The sequence below is a fragment of the Pontibacillus yanchengensis genome (assembly GCF_009856295.1).
In the GTDB taxonomy this organism is placed as follows: Bacteria; Bacillota; Bacilli; order Bacillales; family BH030062; genus Pontibacillus; species Pontibacillus yanchengensis_A.
This window is the reverse complement of the sequence record NZ_WMEU01000001.1, coordinates 919,966-938,234: the sequence shown is the minus strand read 5'-3', so window position 1 is coordinate 938,234 and position 18,269 is coordinate 919,966. Positions and strand designations below refer to the sequence as shown.

Below are 18,269 nucleotides of genomic sequence, written 5' to 3'. Positions count from 1 at the left end.
TTTAAGGAGGAATCGGTGTGAAGCAAGAACGTGTAGAGGAATTGAAACAGCAGTGGAATCAAGAAGGACGTTGGAAAGGAATTACCCGTCCATATGAGGCAGAGGATGTAATACGTTTAAGAGGTTCCATGGATATTGAACATACGTTAGCCAAAACAGGGGCAGAAAAACTATGGAAGCTTCTGCATTCTGAAAGCTATGTGCATGCGCTTGGTGCGCTTACAGGGAATCAGGCTATGCAACAAGTAAAGGCTGGCTTAAAAGCGATTTACTTAAGTGGTTGGCAGGTTGCGGCAGATGCAAACTTGTCTGGCCATATGTATCCTGATCAAAGTCTTTATCCTGCCAATAGTGTTCCTCAGGTAGTGAAACGAATAAATCAAGCACTTCAACGTGCTGATCAAATTCATTATATGGAAGGTAAGACAGATACAGATTGGTTCGCACCGATTGTAGCAGATGCAGAAGCAGGATTTGGTGGGCAACTGAATGTATTTGAATTAATGAAAAGCATGATTGAAGCTGGTGCTTCTGGAGTTCACTTTGAAGACCAGCTCTCCTCTGAGAAAAAATGTGGTCATCTAGGTGGGAAAGTTCTTTTACCAACGCAAGTTGCTGTGAAAAATTTGATCTCTGCTCGTTTCGCAGCTGATGTAATGGGAACACCAACTGTATTAATTGCGAGAACGGACGCCAATGCTGCTGACCTTATTACGAGTGACGTGGATCCTTATGATGCTACGTTTATGACAGGAGAGCGAACTCCAGAAGGTTTCTATAAAACAAAAGCTGGTATCGACCAGGCAATTTCTCGAGGCTTAGCTTACGCTCCATATGCTGATTTGATTTGGTGCGAGACGTCTGAACCAAATCTTCAGGAAGCTCAACAATTTGCTGATGCGATACATGAGAAGTTCCCAGGTAAATTACTGGCTTATAATTGCTCCCCTTCGTTTAATTGGGAAAAGAAACTAAATCAACAAACGATTGCAACGTTCCAGCAACAACTTGCTGAGATGGGATACAAATTCCAATTCGTAACACTAGCCGGTTTCCACGCCCTAAACCATGGTATGTTCGAATTGGCTAGAAAGTATAAGGATGAAGGGATGAAAGCTTATTCAGCTTTACAGCAAGCAGAGTTCGCTAGTGAAGAATATGGCTACTCAGCAACTAGACACCAGCGTGAAGTTGGAACAGGTTATTTTGATGAGGTAGCTCAAGTTGTTTCAGGAGGTATATCTTCTACTACTGCGCTAAAAGGATCGACTGAATCTGAACAATTTACCGATCAGCAAATTCATTCTTAACAGGGGGCAAGTTGGAACCGGAATAGAGATAGAGAAAAGATGAGCAAATTCCTTCGATGGGATTTGCTCTTTTTTTTGAAAGTAAAGAAAGCATAAGTTCTGGGCTTATATGTCTAGCTCCAGCGCCTACCCCCGTCGGGGTCTTAAGCAAAGCCTCTCTGTGGCAAAATCGCCACGAAGAGGCTTTGCTTAAGACTGTCAGCGGTGACCAAGGCGCGTGCGCTTTTCTTTTCGTCTTTCCGTTAATCATTATTCGGTATCCCGAAATCGATTTTTCGATGATAACCTCTTATAAACCATGTTAGATTTAAGTCGTGCAAAAAAACAAATTGCATATTGTTTCATGTTTTTCCAACTTTTTCTCAAAATAAACATACTTAATTTTGTACATAGGAAACATGAACAATAAACAAATCTAACTTACACATATGACTTGGAGGAAAAGAATGAACAAACATCCTTTTTATTTTACTCTACTAATTTGTATGACTGTGCTTCTTGTTGGTTGGTCTCAACCAGATGAAAAGCAAAATGTACTCCGTGTAGAAACGGCAGATCTTACAACTAAATCAGATGATATTATTTCAAAAAGTAAACAGCATCAAATCAACACAATTTACGTAAACATTAACACAAATCGTTCTAGTTTCTATTACAAAGAATTTATCCGAAAAGCTAACGAAGCAGGAATAGACGTCCATGCGTTAGAGGGGAAACCTTCCTGGGGGCTTGAAGCGAATCAGCAATCCCTAATTGATTTTACGAAATGGGTTGAACGGTATAATGGGAAGGTTTCAGAAAATGAAAAGTTTGAAGGGATTCACCTAGACATTCAAGCGCAGCATACGGAGCAATGGGATGAAAATTCAAAATCCGTTATAGAAGATTGGAAAGCTAATCTCAGCGCATTTCAAAACGAACTCAGTGACGCTGAGCTGACTACTAGTGTTTCTATCCCCTTCTATCTGGGCGGGTTTGAAACACCAGATCAACCGGAAATGCCGTTTAATGAATGGGTGATAAAACAATTCGATCATACATCGATACTAGCTCATCGTGACACAATCGAAGGTGAACGTGGCGTGATTGCGTTAATCAAAGATGAACTAAAAGTAGCAAATGAATTAGGAAAGAAAGTTTCCGTTGGGGTTACCTTGGCTGACACAGGAGAAGATGTTACTTCTTTTTACGAAGAAGGAACAGAAGATATGCAGATGCATCTTGATGTGTTACAAAAACACATGAAAGACAATCCTGCATACACCGGGTATTCCATTGATCAGTACAGTTATCTGTCTACAGAAAAAGAGAATCCAACAACCGAAACGGAAGATACTCAACAAGAAACTAGTCAATCCGATCTTGTTAAAGGTACCTATATCTGGCACGCTTCCAATTTAATTGAATCTCCAGATGAAATCATAGACTTTGCTAAGGAAAATAACCTTAACTTTCTGTACACACGGTTAGATCGTACGAAAAATTTCTCAGTTTATAAAGATTTTGTAGAAAAGGCACATGCTGCTGGTATTGAAGTGCATGCAATGGGTGGTCATCCTACTTGGGCACTGCAAAAAGGCGAGAAACGAATGAAAATGTTTGTGGATTATGTAACAAACTATAACGCTAGTGTTTCAAAAGAACAGCAATTTGATGGGATCCATCTTGATGTCGAACCTTATACATTACAAGAATGGTCTGAAGATAAAAACGCCGTTATGAAAACCTGGAAAGATAATATGGAATTGTTTGTGGATGAAGTAGAGCAAAAATCAAATTTAGAAACAAGTGTAAGTCTAGCCATGTGGTTAGATGACCACGAGACACCAGGTCAACCAAACCTATCTTTCTCTAAATGGGTGATTAAACAACTGGATCACACTGCCATTATGGCATTTAGAGACTCTTCTGAAGGACCAGGTGGAATCGTTGATGTGTCTAAAGAAGAAGTAGCCTTTGCTAACAATCTTGGCAAGGATATTATCATATCCGTTGAGATGCAAAAGATGGAAGAGGCCCCTCACATCTCTTTTTATGAAGAAGGAGAAGAGGAAATGGTAACGGAGTTAGACAAAACAGAGAATGCCTTGGAAGAAAATTCATCTTATCAAGGGGAAGTTGTCCATTCCTATGAATATTGGAAAGATGCCGCAAAGTAAATAGTAGATGACGAGAAAGCGTGAATAGGACTACTCCTATTCACGCTTTTTTTGTTTCACACTTGAAGTAGAATTGTTATCTTTTGAGCGTACTCTTATATGCGCGATCCTTTCAAAGCTACCCTAACTAATATGAAACCTCAGAAGCAACACTACCGATTTTCATAGTTACTAATCATTAAGCACTTTACATCTTAAAAGTGAATGGAGGCTAATCTGTGGTTGAGTTATAAAAGATGAGGGAGCGTATTTTGTCATTAAGTGAATCGGATGCTAAAAGTTTAGCGATGCTTACTTATGCAAATCTGCTCTGAAAATTCGGATTTTGCTCTGAAATCGAAAAAGTTGCTCCGAAATACCTGCTATCTGAATAATTTTCTCATAATCTTGCCTGTTACTTTACCTGTGGCACGTCTTTTCACACGTTGAGCAGTACGTCCTTTGCTAATGGCGCTGACATCACTTTTATATTTGGATAGCTTCGAAAGCTTTGATAGGATTCCCATTTCATCACCTCTTTATCTAGCGTTTTGTTTTAGTATTCCTTTTCTATTAAAAAGTGAAACTCCATCTATGGTTGGTTAATATTGGTATGAAGTATTTGTCAGTAGCTTGATTCATAGTAAAGACGCATCCAGTTTCTGCTCCCACTCACATACGTCTTCGCATAGCCTGTTACGCTAAACATCGAACCAAACTATGAAGCTCATACATCGCTATACGGGTACCTGTGTTCTTATTCTCGACCTCTTGTTTCATACAGTTTGCTCCAGGGAAAGGAATATAAAAAGGAGGGGATATGCATGGTTCAAGAGGTGAAACGTAGAGACGGATATAGTTGTCTCGTGTGTGGACATATATTTGATTTTGAAGCTCCATTGCAAAAAGATTATCAAGTTAGTAAGGATGCTGTTCGGGCTAGAGCAGTTGCTGTGAATACAATGGAAGGTTCTGATGAAAAGCTTGTAAACTTAATGCTATATACGGATTGTCCGCAATGTGGTGTAACAAATGAATGTAAGGAAGTACTTTAATACATTGTGTGAAGGCGATCTCAACTGCGAGATCGCCTTTTTAATGTATAAATAGCTGCTTATAGATGGCAACCTCAGCCATTTGTTCTTCCCCAAAAATCCCTCTCCTTGGTCTGAATACAACATGCAATAACTCTTCTTCAGCTTGCTATATTTCTATAAATACAAGTTTGCTAGAAATATTCCTAGTGTTTCTTCATAGATTTCGTCAAACTGGGTGAGTGGAAGTGGGCTGGTGCCTTTTCCTAACTCAACGGTGTAGCCAGGGCGACGCCATTCTTGAATATACCAGTCTTTGTAACCTGCGTAGCTATCAATGAAACGAATTGGGCGATATCCACTTACGCGTTCAAATTCCTCCACAATCACTTCAGCACTAGGTGGTTCTAGACTCTCATACCCCCAGTAGATTACCTCTCCTTGTGTATGAAACGCTAGAGCTCTGGTGAAGTCTCTAGAACGTGTCAGTTCAGCAACAGCCTGGGCTTCTGGTTCAGATAAAGGATAAGGTCCAGGATAATTGAAAGGGGAAGGGGATTGTTGTTTTCGCTCGCTCTCCAACTCCCATTTAGCTGGGTATTGATTATTCAAATCCACTCCATGTATGTTTGCCTTCCAGCGATCAAAATTCATACTATTGTTATTTATAGTCGACACTTGGGAGCGAAAAGGCTCTTCTTCTGGCAGTCCTTGCAGTACAAGATTGACTCCATCCGGGTTGACCATAGGTACTGCAGACAAATCAGTTTGGTTATAAAACGGGTTCAACGGTATGCCACGAATCGGAGTTTGATTTGTTAGGGCAAGCAGGTATTCGTTTAAAAATTTCATCATAATCGGAGTGGTAATCCATTCATTTGCATGGAAGGAAGCATTGATGTGAACTTGTTTGCTCCCCCGCCCAATCCTTAGCTCTGGTATTGATTTCCCCATAACGGATGTACCAATAGATTTCTGGCGAATAAATGGATAAATCGATACAAGTTGATTTATGTCATTTATCATCGTTAAGTAGGAGTACGCTTCTTTTCCATTAACAACCCTCCAAGTAACACGAACGGGAACAAGGATGGTTTGGCCAATTTGTAATGCATTGGGATTGGTCGCCTTGTTTAGTAAATACAACACATCTAAAGGATAACCTTGACGGCGGGATATAGCCCATAACGTGTCACCTAATTTGATGGAGTAGTTAGTAAGAACATAACCGGGAATCTGAACCTGTTGCCCAATTGATAGCTGATTAGGATTAATGGATCTATTGGAATCAACAACTAACGAAAATGGAATTCCGAACAATTGACTATAATACCAAAGTGAATCTCCACTACGTACACTTACTTTCATCGGGAGCACCTCCCATCTTATTTATAATATGTTTATCGTAACTATCTCGAGCACTTAGCGTGTCGTAAGGTAGGAATGGTCATCACTAATTCGTGAACGCATAAGTACGAACTCCCTCTCTATCGTATTACAATATATGGAAGCATCATTTCATGGTCTTCATGTTCTAGAATATGGCAATGCCATACATATAAGCCTGTGAATGGCCCTACTGCGAAAATGACTCTAGTTATTTCACCAGGGTTGGCAATGACCGTATCTTTCCAACCGCGTTCGTTGAGAGGTGGTGTGATTTTAGGACCCGTTGTGGAGATGTTGCCTGTTTGCTGATATAAATCAACATCATATGGTTGGCGATCGAGCACTTGGAAGCGAACAAGGTGAATGTGAATAGGGTGTGCATCATCAGTTGTATTTAGGAAGGACCATAGTTCATAAGTGCCGAGTTTAGGGCACTCTGTTATCGGTTCTGCCCACCTTTTATTATTTAATAAGTTGATCTCTCTTCCATAGGCATCTTGGGTCATATCAAGAGATAACTGTCGAGTTTTCGAAGCCAGATCTTCAGATAATATAGGCATATGGGTTAAATAATAAGGGATTGTGCTTGTATCCAAACTACATAATGGGCGATTGATTCTGAATTGTAGGATGGAGCCCGTTGTCTCAGGTTCAGGTACGTCACCATCTGGAAAAGGTGCTGGTGCGCTGTTTTGTAAGATAATGGTATCTCCGTACTGCATAGAAAAATCCACAATGACATCTGCACGTTCAGCAGGTCCGAGAAGAATTTCTTTTAGCATAACTGGTTGCTTGAGCAATCCCTGATCACTTCCAATTTGATAAAAAAACTGATTTGAACTCAATGAAAAATTATAGAATCTAGAATTGGATGCATTTAATAAGCGGAAACGATAACGACGGGGTTCAATGTCTAAATATGGCCATACTTTTCCATTTACGAGAATAGTATCACCGAAGAATTCTGGTATAACAGAAGGACATACGCCTTCGACCGGTATTTCAGGTTCACAAGGATAGTATAGGGAGCCATTTGTATTGAAACTTCGATCCTGAACCATTAAGGGCACTTCATAATTTCCTTTAGGAAGGTTCAACATTTGTTCTTGCGTGTCGCGAATGAAATAAAAACCACTTAACCCAGCGTATATGTTCAATCTTGTTATACCTACAGCGTGGTCGTGATACCAAAGAGCGGTAGAAGGCTGGAGGTTGGGGTAATCATAAATTTTTGTTGTGAAATAAGGTCCTACTTCCTGAAAGTTGTTCGTAAACCATGCTTCTGGATACCCATCACTATAATCTGGTGTTGCTCCTCCATGAAGGTGAACAACTGTACGTACTTCAGGGTTAGAAGGCTCTGCGCCATGAACCGTTTTATCCACTGGAAGAAAATGCTTTCTTGGGAGCTGATTCTTCCAACAAACACGAGTTAAATGATGACTAAATGCTTCAATTGTTGGACCTGGATACATGCCGTTGTATCCCCAAATAGTTGTCGGTGATAAATCACGATGAAGTTGTTGGACACATTGAAGCATTGTCACTTCATAATATGGAACACCATTTAAAATGGTATTTGGCTTTAAGGTAGATGGTATAGGTAACGGATCAACAAATTTCCTTAACTTCATTTCATCACCCTTATGTTTTGTATCTATACCATAATATATAGTGTTACTTTTTAGAAATCATGCTTCATCATCCTTTTGTTTTGAATGAGGAACAATTCTAGGCTAATGACATACATAATAAAGGGAAAAGGTTTGGTTTGGAGAGGAGGATACTGTGTGAATATACCGTGGATAAACAATGCTGCGATGAAAAATGCACCAAAAGGGAAACAAGTGAGTCGGTTTAAAGAGGGGAAATCATATAATAAAGAACGAAAAAAACGCAAATCACCAAAGCGTTTGAAGCGAAATTATGCTGGGAAATCGTTCAAATTTGGTGAAACTACATTTGAAGAGAAAGAGATAGACAATACATTGACGATTGAGCAAGTGAATTGTTCTCACATTTCTGAGGCCAATTTAGAAGAAGAACATGTACAGGAAGAACAAACGTCGCAAATCTCCAATGTTGAAGATGGTCTGTCTACATCTTCTTATGGAGAAATGATTCAACATGTGGTACAACAAAGTTTTCAGGGCCAAGATCAGTTGGTGGCAAATGAAAATAATCCATTAGATGATTCAATTGCTGAAATAGAAGAGACACATACTGAGCATACGGATGTTAAAGAGGAGAAGAGTCGTCAAGAACTTGAGACAGAGACTCTTCCTTTAATGAAAAAGGAAGAGGTTGAAATTACTGAACAATGTCACCCATTAACAGGAACGTATTCCTATTCTTTGAATCTGTTGAATGAGAATAAAAAGGAAAATGAACCAAGTGAAGTAGATAATGTGTTAACTGGAGAGGTACATTTTAAAGCATGGATTAATGTAAAACATTTCTTACGTCCACCACTAATTCCTTCTTCCTCTAATCAAACGTATCGGTTTATAGATGATGATGATCGAGTAAACGAAAGTTTAAGTTCCAAGTTTTTTTATACAGAGAAAACGTTTCATGACACTCCATACTGCGACATCGCAAGTGCTGTTATTTCGAACCAAGTACAAATAGCAAATACACCATCTAAAGTTCCTACAAAGCAACTCAATGAGCTTTATGGCTATTCTTATGAGAAAAAGCTGGAGAATCACCAATATCTGGGTATAAAAACTCCTGTTTTGTTAGGGCAATATGATATTGAACTAGCGATGGAGCCGACCATTGAATCTCCTTTTCCAATTTATGAAGTGGATACCATTGAAAATCAACTTAGTATCCGTAACTACGATTTTATCCCGAAAACCCATCCATCTTCCCGAAGTATGATGTCAGAAGCAAAAGAAGGTGTCATTATGCTTGAAGGTGTGGTGTATCAATCTATTTTTTGTAGGAGAAATATCTCTATTAGTAATACTTATCAGTCTATTTCTGAAAAACTAGTACTTCATTTAGGGTTAGAATTTATGCAGGTTCAATCATGCTAAGACAATAAATGGTGGTTTGTCCTCTACCATCTACCTATACGACTTTTACATTCGAGCATACAGTATAGTAGGGATGAAAATAACTCCCTAATAAGTAAATGGAGGTTTTTCAATGAGCGATTATCAATATGATTCCCATCACGGCCACTATGGCAAAGATTCAAGAGATGCTAATTGTAAAGTGAAGGGGAAAACGCAAACTCAATTCCAAGACACAAATGTGGATCCTACAACGATTTCAAATGCAGTTGTGAAGGTGCCTGTTCTATTGGCAGAGACAACACTTCAAATTGTTGTAGAAGCTGATATTCCACTAGACCCACCAGCAGTTGAGATTAAACGAGTGTTGAAAAATGCTGTACTGACTCAATGTAAGCTTGTACCAGTGGCATTTGGTGACATGCTAGGGGACGGATCTCGCCAGGTTACACGTGCTAAGCTTTTTGTTCAAGGATATATCCGTAAAGACATTGAGTATGCTACAGATCGTTGTGAAGGAAAAATCAGAGACCGAATTGCCAATGTACCGTTCTCAGGTTTTGCTGATTTAACAGAAGCCGATTTTGTAACATTACCTGCATTTGGTGTATCAGAGGAGAGTAAATCACAATTTATCAATCCGAAAATTGGCGAAAAGCCTAGACTGGATAAATACTACTTTCAGAACGATGTATTCTACAACGAGCAACCGTATTGTGAACTAGTGAGAGCCGATTTCTTTGAGCTTGATTTCTCACACGAATACACGATGCTTGGGGACACATTTGATAAGATTACAGAAAAAGTTGTTCTAGACTTAACGCTTAAAGTGTTGCAAAGTCGTCAAGTTGAAATTGGTGACATTGGTGCAGCTACAAACCCTTAATTCTTAATTCCTCATCCGTTCCTGCGGATGGGGTTTTTCTTTATTTTATACATAGTGATTAAGAGACGTGTGGGGATGAGCCCAGTAGCTGTGAAAAGCTAAAAAACCCTAATATATGCTACACTTGGAATATGGAAACAAATAGAAAGGATGAGAATATGTACGGTTTAGATGAAAAACGTCAAGAGGTACTAAATTTTGTCGATACGCTTACGAATGAAAAAGCTACAACGAAGCCAGATCAGCATACGTGGTCAGTGGTTGAAGTATTAGAACATTTATATTTAATGGAAAATGTCGTTATAAAACAGATTGAGCATGCAATTAAAAACGGGGAAGTAAAGGAAATAGGCGAAAAACCGATTCATAAGACGACGATTCGTACTCAGAAGGTGGATGCACCTGAGACCGTTCAACCAAAAGGTCATTTCCAAACTATTGAGGATGCGAAACAAGGATTAGAGCAATCAAGAGAAGCGACACTATTTTTAATTCACAATAAGGACCAAGAGCTTCTTCAACATCGGACGTTTCCTCACCCTGTCTTTGGTGATATGAATTTAGAGCAATGGATTGAGTTTATCGGATGGCACGAATTACGCCATTTAGAGCAAATGAAGGAAGTGCATAATCAATTGGCGTAGAGAGTAATTTCTTTTTTGCTCTCTACATTCGTTTGACATCCAGAGATGAAGTTTTTATACTATAGAGAGATGGGGAATGAACGTTCATTCCGCGAAATCATTCATACAGACATTAAACGAATATTTGATGGCGAAGAACAGTGGAGGCTAGTGATAATGGAAGAAGCAACGAGTAAGCGGGAGCATATCCTTAATGCCGGACTAAATCTTTTTGCAGAAAGAGGATTTGATGCAACAACCATACCGATGATTGCTACAAAAGCTGAAGTTGGAGCCGGAACCATCTATCGATATTTCATCAATAAGGAGAACTTGGTGAATGAACTATTTCAGCAATATGTAGAGACATGTATTAACATACTACATGAGCATTATCCTGAAACGAATAGTTCTCCACGAGAGCAATTCCGTCATATATTTAATGGAATGGTTCGATTTACAAATGAACATGAACATGCCTTGTATTTTATCAAAACACATAACCATTCTCACGTATTAAATGAAACCAGTCGTGAACGATTTGAAGAAATGTTGAATTTTATTCGATCCTTTTTTGAAAAAGGGAAAGAACAAGGCATTATTCGTGATCTTCCAGCCAATGCGTTGATTGCCATCGTGTTAGGAGCTTTTCTTGAACTTCACAAGCTTGTCCGAGAAGGGGATGTCGACCCAAATGCTAAACTTTTCGAGGGTGTAGAAGAAAGTTGTTGGGATGCGATCAGAGCGCATTAAAGCGCTCTGTTCTCTTTTTACCTAATTCGGAATGAATATTCATTCCGTTCGAATATACTAAGACTAATTGAGTACAAAAGGATGATAAAGTATGACAAACACAAGATCCGTACCGTCACCTAAAGCTTATGGTCCATTACGTAATTTACCATTGATAAATCGTGATAAGCCGATTCAGTCGTTAATGAAGCTTGCAAGACAATATGGTCCAATTTTTGATTTTGAATTTCCTGGCCGTCAAGTTACTTATGTATCTAGTCATGAGTTAGTGAAGGATTTAAGTGATGAACGTCGTTTTGATAAAAAAGTACACACCCCTTTAAGAAAAGTACGAGCATTTAGTGGAGATGGTCTTTTTACGAGTGAAACAAGCGAGCCGAATTGGAAGAAGGCTCATAATATCCTTCTCCCTAGTTTTAGTCAGCAGGCGATGAAGGGTTACCATGATAAAATGGCCGATTTAGCGGTGCAACTTGTTCAAAAGTGGGCTCGTTTAAATCCTAATGAAAGTATTGAAGTACCAGAGGATATGACAAGACTTACATTAGACACGATTGGACTTTGTGGATTTAATTATCGGTTCAATAGTTTTTACCGTGAACAACCACATCCGTTTATTCAAAGTATGGTTCGAGCTATGGATGAAGCCATGAGTCAAACGCAACGTTTTGGCATACAAGATCGGGTGATGGTACGTTCGAAGCGTCAATTTCAAGATGACATTCAGGAAATGTACACGCTTGTTGATCAACTGATTGCTGAGCGAAAAGCGAATGGAGACCAAGGAGAAGATGATCTACTTTCTCATATGTTAAAAGGAAAAGATCCTGAAACAGGCGAGGCACTTGATGACGAAAATATCCGCTATCAGATTATAACTTTCTTAATTGCTGGGCATGAAACAACGAGTGGTATGCTCTCATTTGCGTTGCATTTTCTCATGAAGAATCCTGATAAACTTCAAAAGGCTTATCAAGAAGTGGATGAAGTTGCAGGTGACGGAGTTCCAACTTATAAACAAGTAAAGAAACTTAAGTACGTACGCAACATCCTTAATGAATCCTTGCGATTATGGCCAACAGCACCTGCCTTTGGTTTGTCAGCCAAGGAAGATACGACGATTGGCGATGGGATTCCATTTTCAAAAGGGGAAACAGCTACAGTACTAATACCTGAGTTACATCGAGACAAAAAAGTATGGGGCGATGATGTCGAAGCATTCAAACCTGAACGTTTCGAAAATCCAGACTCTATACCTCAACATGCTTTTAAGCCTTTCGGTAATGGGCAACGCGCTTGTATTGGGCAACAATTTGCGATGCATGAAGCGACTCTTGTATTAGGGATGTTGTTACAAAACTTCGAGTTTGTCGATCATACCAACTATGAGCTTAGCATCAAAGAGACACTAACTTTAAAGCCAGATGGACTAACGATGCAAGTTAAACCAAGGAAGAATAAAATGGCTTTTGCGATGACATCATCATATGAAGAAAAAGAGGCCGAAACCTCTACCCACAATAAGTCACAGAACGTTCCTAAGCATGGGACTCCTTTACTCGTCCTTCACGGATCTAATCTAGGTACCGCGAAAGGAATTGCTAAAGAACTTGCTGAAACTGGTGAAGCGCAAGGATTTGATTCTACAGTTGCTTCATTGGATGAGTATACAGGAAATCTTCCATTAGAAGGAGCTGTGCTAATTGTCTCTGCCTCCTATAACGGTAATCCACCAGACAATGCTCATGCCTTTATTGATTGGCTAGACCAGGCTGGGCAGAATGAACTTCAAGGTGTGCGCTTTGCGGTATTTGGATGTGGCGATCGCAACTGGGCAAACACATATCAGCGTATCCCATCGTTTATTGATGAGAAAATGGCTGAAAAAGGAGCTACTCGCTTATCTGAACGAGGGGAAGGAGATGCGAGTGACGACTTTGAAGGACAGTATGAAAATTGGGATGAGCACCTATGGTCCAATATAGCTGAAGTATTAGATATTCAACTAAATGCAGAACAAGACGATGGAAGTAATGGTCTATCAATGGAAATTGTGAGCGGGGTTACGGCAACGCCACTAGCAAAAAACCATCAAGCCTTCACAGCGAAACTGTTGAAAAATGTTGAGCTGCAAGGTGAGGCGAGTGAGCGAAGTACACGTCATATAGAAGTACGCTTACCAAATGGTGTTACTTATCAAGAAGGAGATCACCTAGGTGTAATCCCGCAAAATAGACAAGAGCTTGTTAATCGAGTTCTTCATCGTTTTGGAATGGATGCAAACACGCTTATTAGTTTGCATGGAGGGTCCGGAAGAGCGTCTCATCTTCCATTAGAACAGCCTGTAAGTGTGGAAAATTTATTGATTCATTATGTTGAAATGCAAGAACCAGTAACAAGAGCGCAGCTTCGGGAACTAGCCGCTCATACGACTTGTCCTCCTCATAAAATAGAGCTGGAGCAACTGTTAGAGGAAGAGGCTTATAAAGAAGAGGTACTTCAAAAACGCATAACCATGGTTGATTTACTTGAACAATATCTAGCTTGTGAACTACCATTTGAGCGATTTATTGCGCTCTTACCTCCATTAAAGGCAAGGTACTACTCTATTTCAAGTTCCCCAAGTGTTCAAGTCCAAAGTCCGAGTATTACAGTAAGCGTTGTGAGAGACCAGGCGTGGAGTGGACATGGTGAGTATAAAGGGGTGGCTTCCAACTATTTAGCTAACGTTCAAGAAGGGGAAGATATCGCATGCTTTATAAGCACACCTCAATCCAATTTTCAACTGCCTGAAGATAGCCAGACCCCAATGATTCTAGTGGGTCCAGGAACAGGACTAGCTCCTCTACGTGGCTTTCTTCAAGCACGCCAGTCGTTGAAACAGAATGGTTATTCATTGGGTGATGCCCACCTTTATTTTGGATGTCGTCATCCTGAGCATGATTATCTATATAAAGAAGAACTAGCTCAATATGAACAAGAAGGTATTGTGCATGTTCACACCGCTTATTCTCGATTAGAAAATCAACCAAAAACCTACGTCCAACATCTAATTGAAAAGGATGGGCAAGAACTCATTCAAATGCTTGATCATGGAGCACGTTTATATGTGTGTGGCGATGGAAGTGAAATGGCTCCAGCTGTTGAGGATACGTTAATGGCTAGCTACATGGACTATCATCAAGTATCTAAGGAAGCTGCGATGGTGTGGTTAGAGCAACTACAATCAGAGGGCGTATATGCAAAAGACGTATGGGCTGGCTAGAGTAATTTCCTGTTATACAGTGATTATAAAAGGTGTTAGCTTGTGCATAACATAATAAGTTATAGAGGCGACGACCAGCTCCAGCGCCCAGCGACTAGCAAACTTCCTGAACCTCCTTACGATAAGTCAACATCGAATCGCTTCCGCTCTTCATGTTGCCTTTATCTCAAAACGATTCATAGGGAGTTCGATTAAAAACGCTGCGTAATTCAGCAATATCGAACCAACCCACGTCCTGTGGACAGCAGTTTGTACGTCGCTAAACGGGCGCCCTGAGCTTTTGTTCCCCTTGAGTAAAAAATAGGAAAGTGACACAAACTATCCCTATACAACTAAAGGAGGGATAATCGTGACAGCACCCTATTTATGTCCTAGTTGCAAAACCAATCGAACACGTTTTAATGTGATTGAGCAAGTTGCGACGTCCATTAAAAAGGACCCACAAACGGGTGAGGTTGTCGAAGAATATACTGCCGATAACGTCTCCCCAATGCACATCCAATACAAAGGTCCATCTGTTCGTATTCAATGTGCTGCTTGTGGTGTCATTGAGGAAGAACTTTCGTTTATAAAACGGGCTGAGTACAATCAAACATCCTAATAAATTCACGAAGAAAACACGAATGGGTGCAGCTCATTCGTGTTTTTTACTATCCCGATTTATGCTGTTTGCCCCCTCACGATGTTCTTGAATGTATCGATTTGCTTTAATTTCTTTGATACATCTAAATGTTTGATGATGGAATCTACTTCATCCATCCAGGTTTGATTCTCCTTTTCCGTTCGACAAGAGTTCGGTAAAAATTTCATCTACCCTTGTTTCATTCGCTAATGTCCTTAAAAAAGCAATAGAATATGGAGTAAGGGAGTGCTGCCCCATTTTTTGTGAACAATTCAGGACTATTGCCAAATATCGTGATAATTAGGTTTATATTTAATTGATTCCTGATATCTCAAATTGTGAAAAGTCCTTAGGATTTTTCACAATTTGTTTTTGCTTCGAGTTTGAGGGTTTTCTTCTTATTGGACTCATTTTAATCATCTACACCTATTATTCGAGTGGGGTGTTGATTTATACATGACTGCAGTTATTTTACAGGAATATTTTCTTGTATTATCGTGAGTTGTAATTGTTGGCATCAAGTGATGAAAAAATGGTAAGCAGTAAGAAGCAATTGTAGACAACGAGAAAAATAAATGTTTTGATATCCCTACCAATAGGTTATGCAGAGAGTATGAAAACTAAAGTGACTAATAAGAGGAGTGGTAGATATGGACGAAATTAGATGGGGAATCATCGGTTGTGGTGATGTAACGGAAGTCAAAAGTGGACCTGCTTTTGATAAAGTGCATAATAGCTCATTAGTAGCCGTCATGAGAAGAAATGGAGAGAAAGCCAAAGACTATGCAGAGAGACACGACGTTCCGAAATGGTACGATAAAGCAGAAGATTTAATTCATGATCCAGAGGTGAACGCTGTTTATATTGCCACCCCACCTGCTAATCATAGAGACTATACCATAGAGGCAGCCAAAGTAGGTAAGCCAGTTTATGTAGAAAAACCTATGGCGAGGAACGCTGAAGAATGTTCCGAAATGATTACATACTGTAAGGAGAAACAAGTGCCTTTATATGTGGCATTCTATCGCCGGGCCTTGCCACGTTTTTTGAAGGTGAAGGAGTTACTTGATAAAGGGGAAATAGGTGACATTCGTTTTGTTACGTCCCGTCACACAAAACCTCTTATGGAAAAAGATGAAAATGGAGAATGGCCATGGAGGGTTCAGCCTGAAATAAGTGGAGGTGGCCTATTCTATGATTTAGCTTCCCATACGTTAGATCTACTGGATTTCTTAATTAGTCCGATTGAAGAAGTGAAAGGATTCGCAGCCAATCAAGCTAGTGCCTATCCAGCAGAAGATATGGTGAGTGGCAATTTTCGCTTTAAGAATGGCGTAATAGGAAACGGTGTTTGGAGTTTTTCTTCTTATAAAGATGAGGATATTAATCGCATTGTGGGAACAAAAGGAGAAATCACATTTTCCACTTTTGATCACACACCAATCACCCTTTTGAATGACAATGGTGTACAGGAATTCAACATTGAACATCCAAAGCATATTCAACAAGGCCTCATCCAAAAAATAGTTGATGAACTATTAGGTAAGGATACCTCACCAAGTACAGGGGAAAGCGCTCAAAGAACAAATTGGGTGATGGATGAAATGGTTCGTGAGTATTATGAAAAGGGATAATGGTAAGTAAGCACACCTGTTTAGGGTGTGCTTTTTTTGTTGTCTAGCGTATTATAAATATTTTGACTTGTGTATAACTTAATAAGTTTTAGTGGCAATGTCCAGCTCCAGCCCAGCAAACTTCCTGCTTACGATAAGTCAAGATCGAATCGCTTGCGCTCTTCGTGTTTCCTTTATCTCATGCGGATTTATGTGAAGCTCGATTAAAACCAGCTCATAAAGTAGTAACTTCGAACCAATCCAACGTCGTGTGCGCCGCAGTATATACCTCGCTAAACGGGCGCACTGAGCTTTTATTCTATTAAAGCATTAGAAAAAAGTTTCTAGAATTGTTACCTCATAAAATTGGCCTAATGGAGCGGGTTTGAGAGAATAACAATATTATATTTTTCAAAAAATTAAAAAAACCTGTTGTAAAACGCTTACATAGCATCTACAATATCACTAAATCGTTTTAGTAAATCGATTTATTGTTTTTCGAGATGAGTTTATTATAATTTTTTGCATAGTACTAAATCGATTTAGTATAGTCCCCGATCGATTAAATCAATTTGATTTTTGGAGAGTCGATGATGAAGAACATAACAATATCAGATGTAGCAGAGCGAGCTAAAGTATCAAGGAGTACTGTTTCACAATACTTGAATCAACGCTACGACTACATGGGTGAGAAAACAAAGTTACGAATAGAAGAAGTTATTGAGGAATTAGGCTATCAACCAAATATCGTAGCTAGGAGTTTGAAACAGAAATCAACCAAAACGATAGGTGTCATTGTAGCTAACATCCTACACAACTTTTCAACGGAAGTGAGTAGATCTATTGAAGATGTTTGTAATGACTATGATTTTCACACAATCATTTGCAATGCAGATGATGAACCGAAAAAAGAAAAGCGCTACATTGAAATGCTTCGAGCAAAACAAGTAGATGGACTTATTATCTTTCCTACAGGTGGTAATAAGGATCTATATAAAAGGATGCTTGAAGAAAATTATCCAGTTGTTTTTGTTGACCGATCCGTAGATGGTATTCCGATTTCGTCCATCATGTTGGATAACGAAAAAGCATCAACATTGGCAATTAACCATTTTGCATCTAACGGTTATAAACGAATTGGGATTGTAACAACTTCAATTTTGCAAAGTGTAACTCCAAGAGTAGAACGTGTAGAAGGCTATAGAAATGCTATGCAAGCACATGGTCTACCAATTGATGAGGATTATATAAAAAGTGTAAATATAGGTGAGATACAAGAAGCTCTAATTGAAATGGCGAATCTTCCTAATCCTCCAGAGGCAATTTTAGCTGGGAATGACCTGGCGCTAATCGAGATATTGAAATTTGTTAAAAAGCATAATCTCACAATGCCTAAAGATCTAGCAGTAATAGGTATTGATGATGTGTCATTTGCTAGTTTTTATAGTCCTACGATTACGACTATTGCTCAACCGACATTTAAAATGGGGAAAAAAGCTGCAGAAGTGTTACTTAGTAAAATACAAAAAGAGGAATCAAAAGATGATGGTCCTGATTATCGATTTGAACCAGAACTAGTCTGTCGAGATTCAGTATAAGTAGCAATTACGAAG

The 18,269-nt window shown here is 39.3% G+C and carries 14 protein-coding genes; 11 read left to right on the top strand and 3 right to left on the bottom strand.

Going from position 1 to position 18,269, the window contains the following annotated elements:
- Positions 1–17 precede the first annotated feature (17 nt).
- The gene (gene aceA / locus GLW08_RS04545; protein ID WP_160847358.1) at positions 18–1,310 is read left to right on the top strand and encodes an isocitrate lyase; all 1,293 of its coding nucleotides are present in this window, start codon (positions 18–20) and stop codon (positions 1,308–1,310) included.
- Between the two features lie 446 nt (positions 1,311–1,756).
- Positions 1,757–3,469 carry a hypothetical protein gene (locus GLW08_RS04540; RefSeq protein WP_160847357.1) on the top strand — a complete coding sequence of 571 codons (1,713 nt, stop codon included), beginning with the start codon at positions 1,757–1,759 and terminating at the stop codon, positions 3,467–3,469.
- A gap of 362 nt (positions 3,470–3,831) precedes the next feature.
- Here the strand turns inward: GLW08_RS04540 and GLW08_RS21585 are convergent, their stop codons facing one another.
- Positions 3,832–3,975, bottom strand: a complete 144-nt coding sequence (locus GLW08_RS21585) for a hypothetical protein (protein ID WP_202406184.1) — start codon at positions 3,973–3,975, stop codon at positions 3,832–3,834.
- A 297-nt stretch (positions 3,976–4,272) separates the two neighbouring features.
- Between GLW08_RS21585 and GLW08_RS04535 the strand changes: the two genes are divergently transcribed.
- Positions 4,273–4,503, top strand: coding sequence for a hypothetical protein (locus GLW08_RS04535; protein ID WP_160847356.1), 231 nt, complete (start codon positions 4,273–4,275; stop codon positions 4,501–4,503).
- Between the two features lie 156 nt (positions 4,504–4,659).
- On the opposite strand, the gene GLW08_RS04530 is transcribed toward GLW08_RS04535, so the two are convergent.
- Together GLW08_RS04530 and GLW08_RS04525 are read right to left on the bottom strand one after the other, a co-directional pair.
- On the bottom strand, positions 4,660–5,850 hold the full coding sequence (locus tag GLW08_RS04530; RefSeq protein WP_160847355.1) for a M14 family metallopeptidase: 1,191 nt from the start codon (positions 5,848–5,850) through the stop codon (positions 4,660–4,662).
- Between the two features lie 119 nt (positions 5,851–5,969).
- Positions 5,970–7,505, bottom strand: a complete 1,536-nt coding sequence (locus GLW08_RS04525; protein WP_160847354.1) for a multicopper oxidase family protein — start codon at positions 7,503–7,505, stop codon at positions 5,970–5,972.
- Positions 7,506–7,661: 156 nt separating this feature from the next.
- On the opposite strand from GLW08_RS04525, the gene GLW08_RS04520 reads away from it, so the two are divergent.
- From GLW08_RS04520 to GLW08_RS04485, 8 genes are all read left to right on the top strand, one after another.
- Complete coding sequence (locus GLW08_RS04520; RefSeq protein ID WP_160847353.1) at positions 7,662–8,915, top strand: hypothetical protein; 1,254 nt, start codon at positions 7,662–7,664, stop codon at positions 8,913–8,915.
- Positions 8,916–9,027: 112 nt separating this feature from the next.
- A complete protein-coding gene (locus GLW08_RS04515; RefSeq protein WP_202406183.1) occupies positions 9,028–9,780 on the top strand; it encodes a CsxC family protein in 753 nt (250 codons plus the stop codon).
- A gap of 158 nt (positions 9,781–9,938) precedes the next feature.
- On the top strand, positions 9,939–10,424 hold the full coding sequence (locus tag GLW08_RS04510; protein ID WP_160847352.1) for a DinB family protein: 486 nt from the start codon (positions 9,939–9,941) through the stop codon (positions 10,422–10,424).
- A 156-nt stretch (positions 10,425–10,580) separates the two neighbouring features.
- Complete coding sequence (locus GLW08_RS04505) at positions 10,581–11,156, top strand: TetR/AcrR family transcriptional regulator (RefSeq protein ID WP_160847351.1); 576 nt, start codon at positions 10,581–10,583, stop codon at positions 11,154–11,156.
- Positions 11,157–11,247: 91 nt separating this feature from the next.
- On the top strand, positions 11,248–14,421 hold the full coding sequence (locus tag GLW08_RS04500; RefSeq protein WP_160847350.1) for a bifunctional cytochrome P450/NADPH--P450 reductase: 3,174 nt from the start codon (positions 11,248–11,250) through the stop codon (positions 14,419–14,421).
- Between the two features lie 349 nt (positions 14,422–14,770).
- Positions 14,771–15,022, top strand: coding sequence for a DNA alkylation repair protein (locus tag GLW08_RS04495; RefSeq protein ID WP_160847349.1), 252 nt, complete (start codon positions 14,771–14,773; stop codon positions 15,020–15,022).
- A 671-nt stretch (positions 15,023–15,693) separates the two neighbouring features.
- Complete coding sequence (locus GLW08_RS04490) at positions 15,694–16,677, top strand: Gfo/Idh/MocA family protein (protein ID WP_160847348.1); 984 nt, start codon at positions 15,694–15,696, stop codon at positions 16,675–16,677.
- Positions 16,678–17,249: 572 nt separating this feature from the next.
- Complete coding sequence (locus GLW08_RS04485) at positions 17,250–18,254, top strand: LacI family DNA-binding transcriptional regulator (RefSeq protein ID WP_160847899.1); 1,005 nt, start codon at positions 17,250–17,252, stop codon at positions 18,252–18,254.
- Positions 18,255–18,269: the final 15 nt, after the last annotated feature.

Bases quoted from the DNA above. Each gene is read 5' to 3' on its own strand.
- GLW08_RS21585 (WP_202406184.1), bottom strand. From the start codon at position 3,975: ATGGGAATCCTATCAAAGCTTTCGAAGCTATCCAAATATAAAAGTGAT.
- GLW08_RS04485 (WP_160847899.1), top strand. From the start codon at position 17,250: ATGAAGAACATAACAATATCAGATGTAGCAGAGCGAGCTAAAGTATCA.
- GLW08_RS04530 (WP_160847355.1), bottom strand. From the start codon at position 5,850: ATGAAAGTAAGTGTACGTAGTGGAGATTCACTTTGGTATTATAGTCAA.
- GLW08_RS04500 (WP_160847350.1), top strand. From the start codon at position 11,248: ATGACAAACACAAGATCCGTACCGTCACCTAAAGCTTATGGTCCATTA.
- GLW08_RS04540 (WP_160847357.1), top strand. From the start codon at position 1,757: ATGAACAAACATCCTTTTTATTTTACTCTACTAATTTGTATGACTGTG.
- GLW08_RS04505 (WP_160847351.1), top strand. From the start codon at position 10,581: ATGGAAGAAGCAACGAGTAAGCGGGAGCATATCCTTAATGCCGGACTA.
- GLW08_RS04510 (WP_160847352.1), top strand. From the start codon at position 9,939: ATGTACGGTTTAGATGAAAAACGTCAAGAGGTACTAAATTTTGTCGAT.
- GLW08_RS04515 (WP_202406183.1), top strand. From the start codon at position 9,028: ATGAGCGATTATCAATATGATTCCCATCACGGCCACTATGGCAAAGAT.
- GLW08_RS04525 (WP_160847354.1), bottom strand. From the start codon at position 7,505: ATGAAGTTAAGGAAATTTGTTGATCCGTTACCTATACCATCTACCTTA.
- GLW08_RS04535 (WP_160847356.1), top strand. From the start codon at position 4,273: ATGGTTCAAGAGGTGAAACGTAGAGACGGATATAGTTGTCTCGTGTGT.
- GLW08_RS04490 (WP_160847348.1), top strand. From the start codon at position 15,694: ATGGACGAAATTAGATGGGGAATCATCGGTTGTGGTGATGTAACGGAA.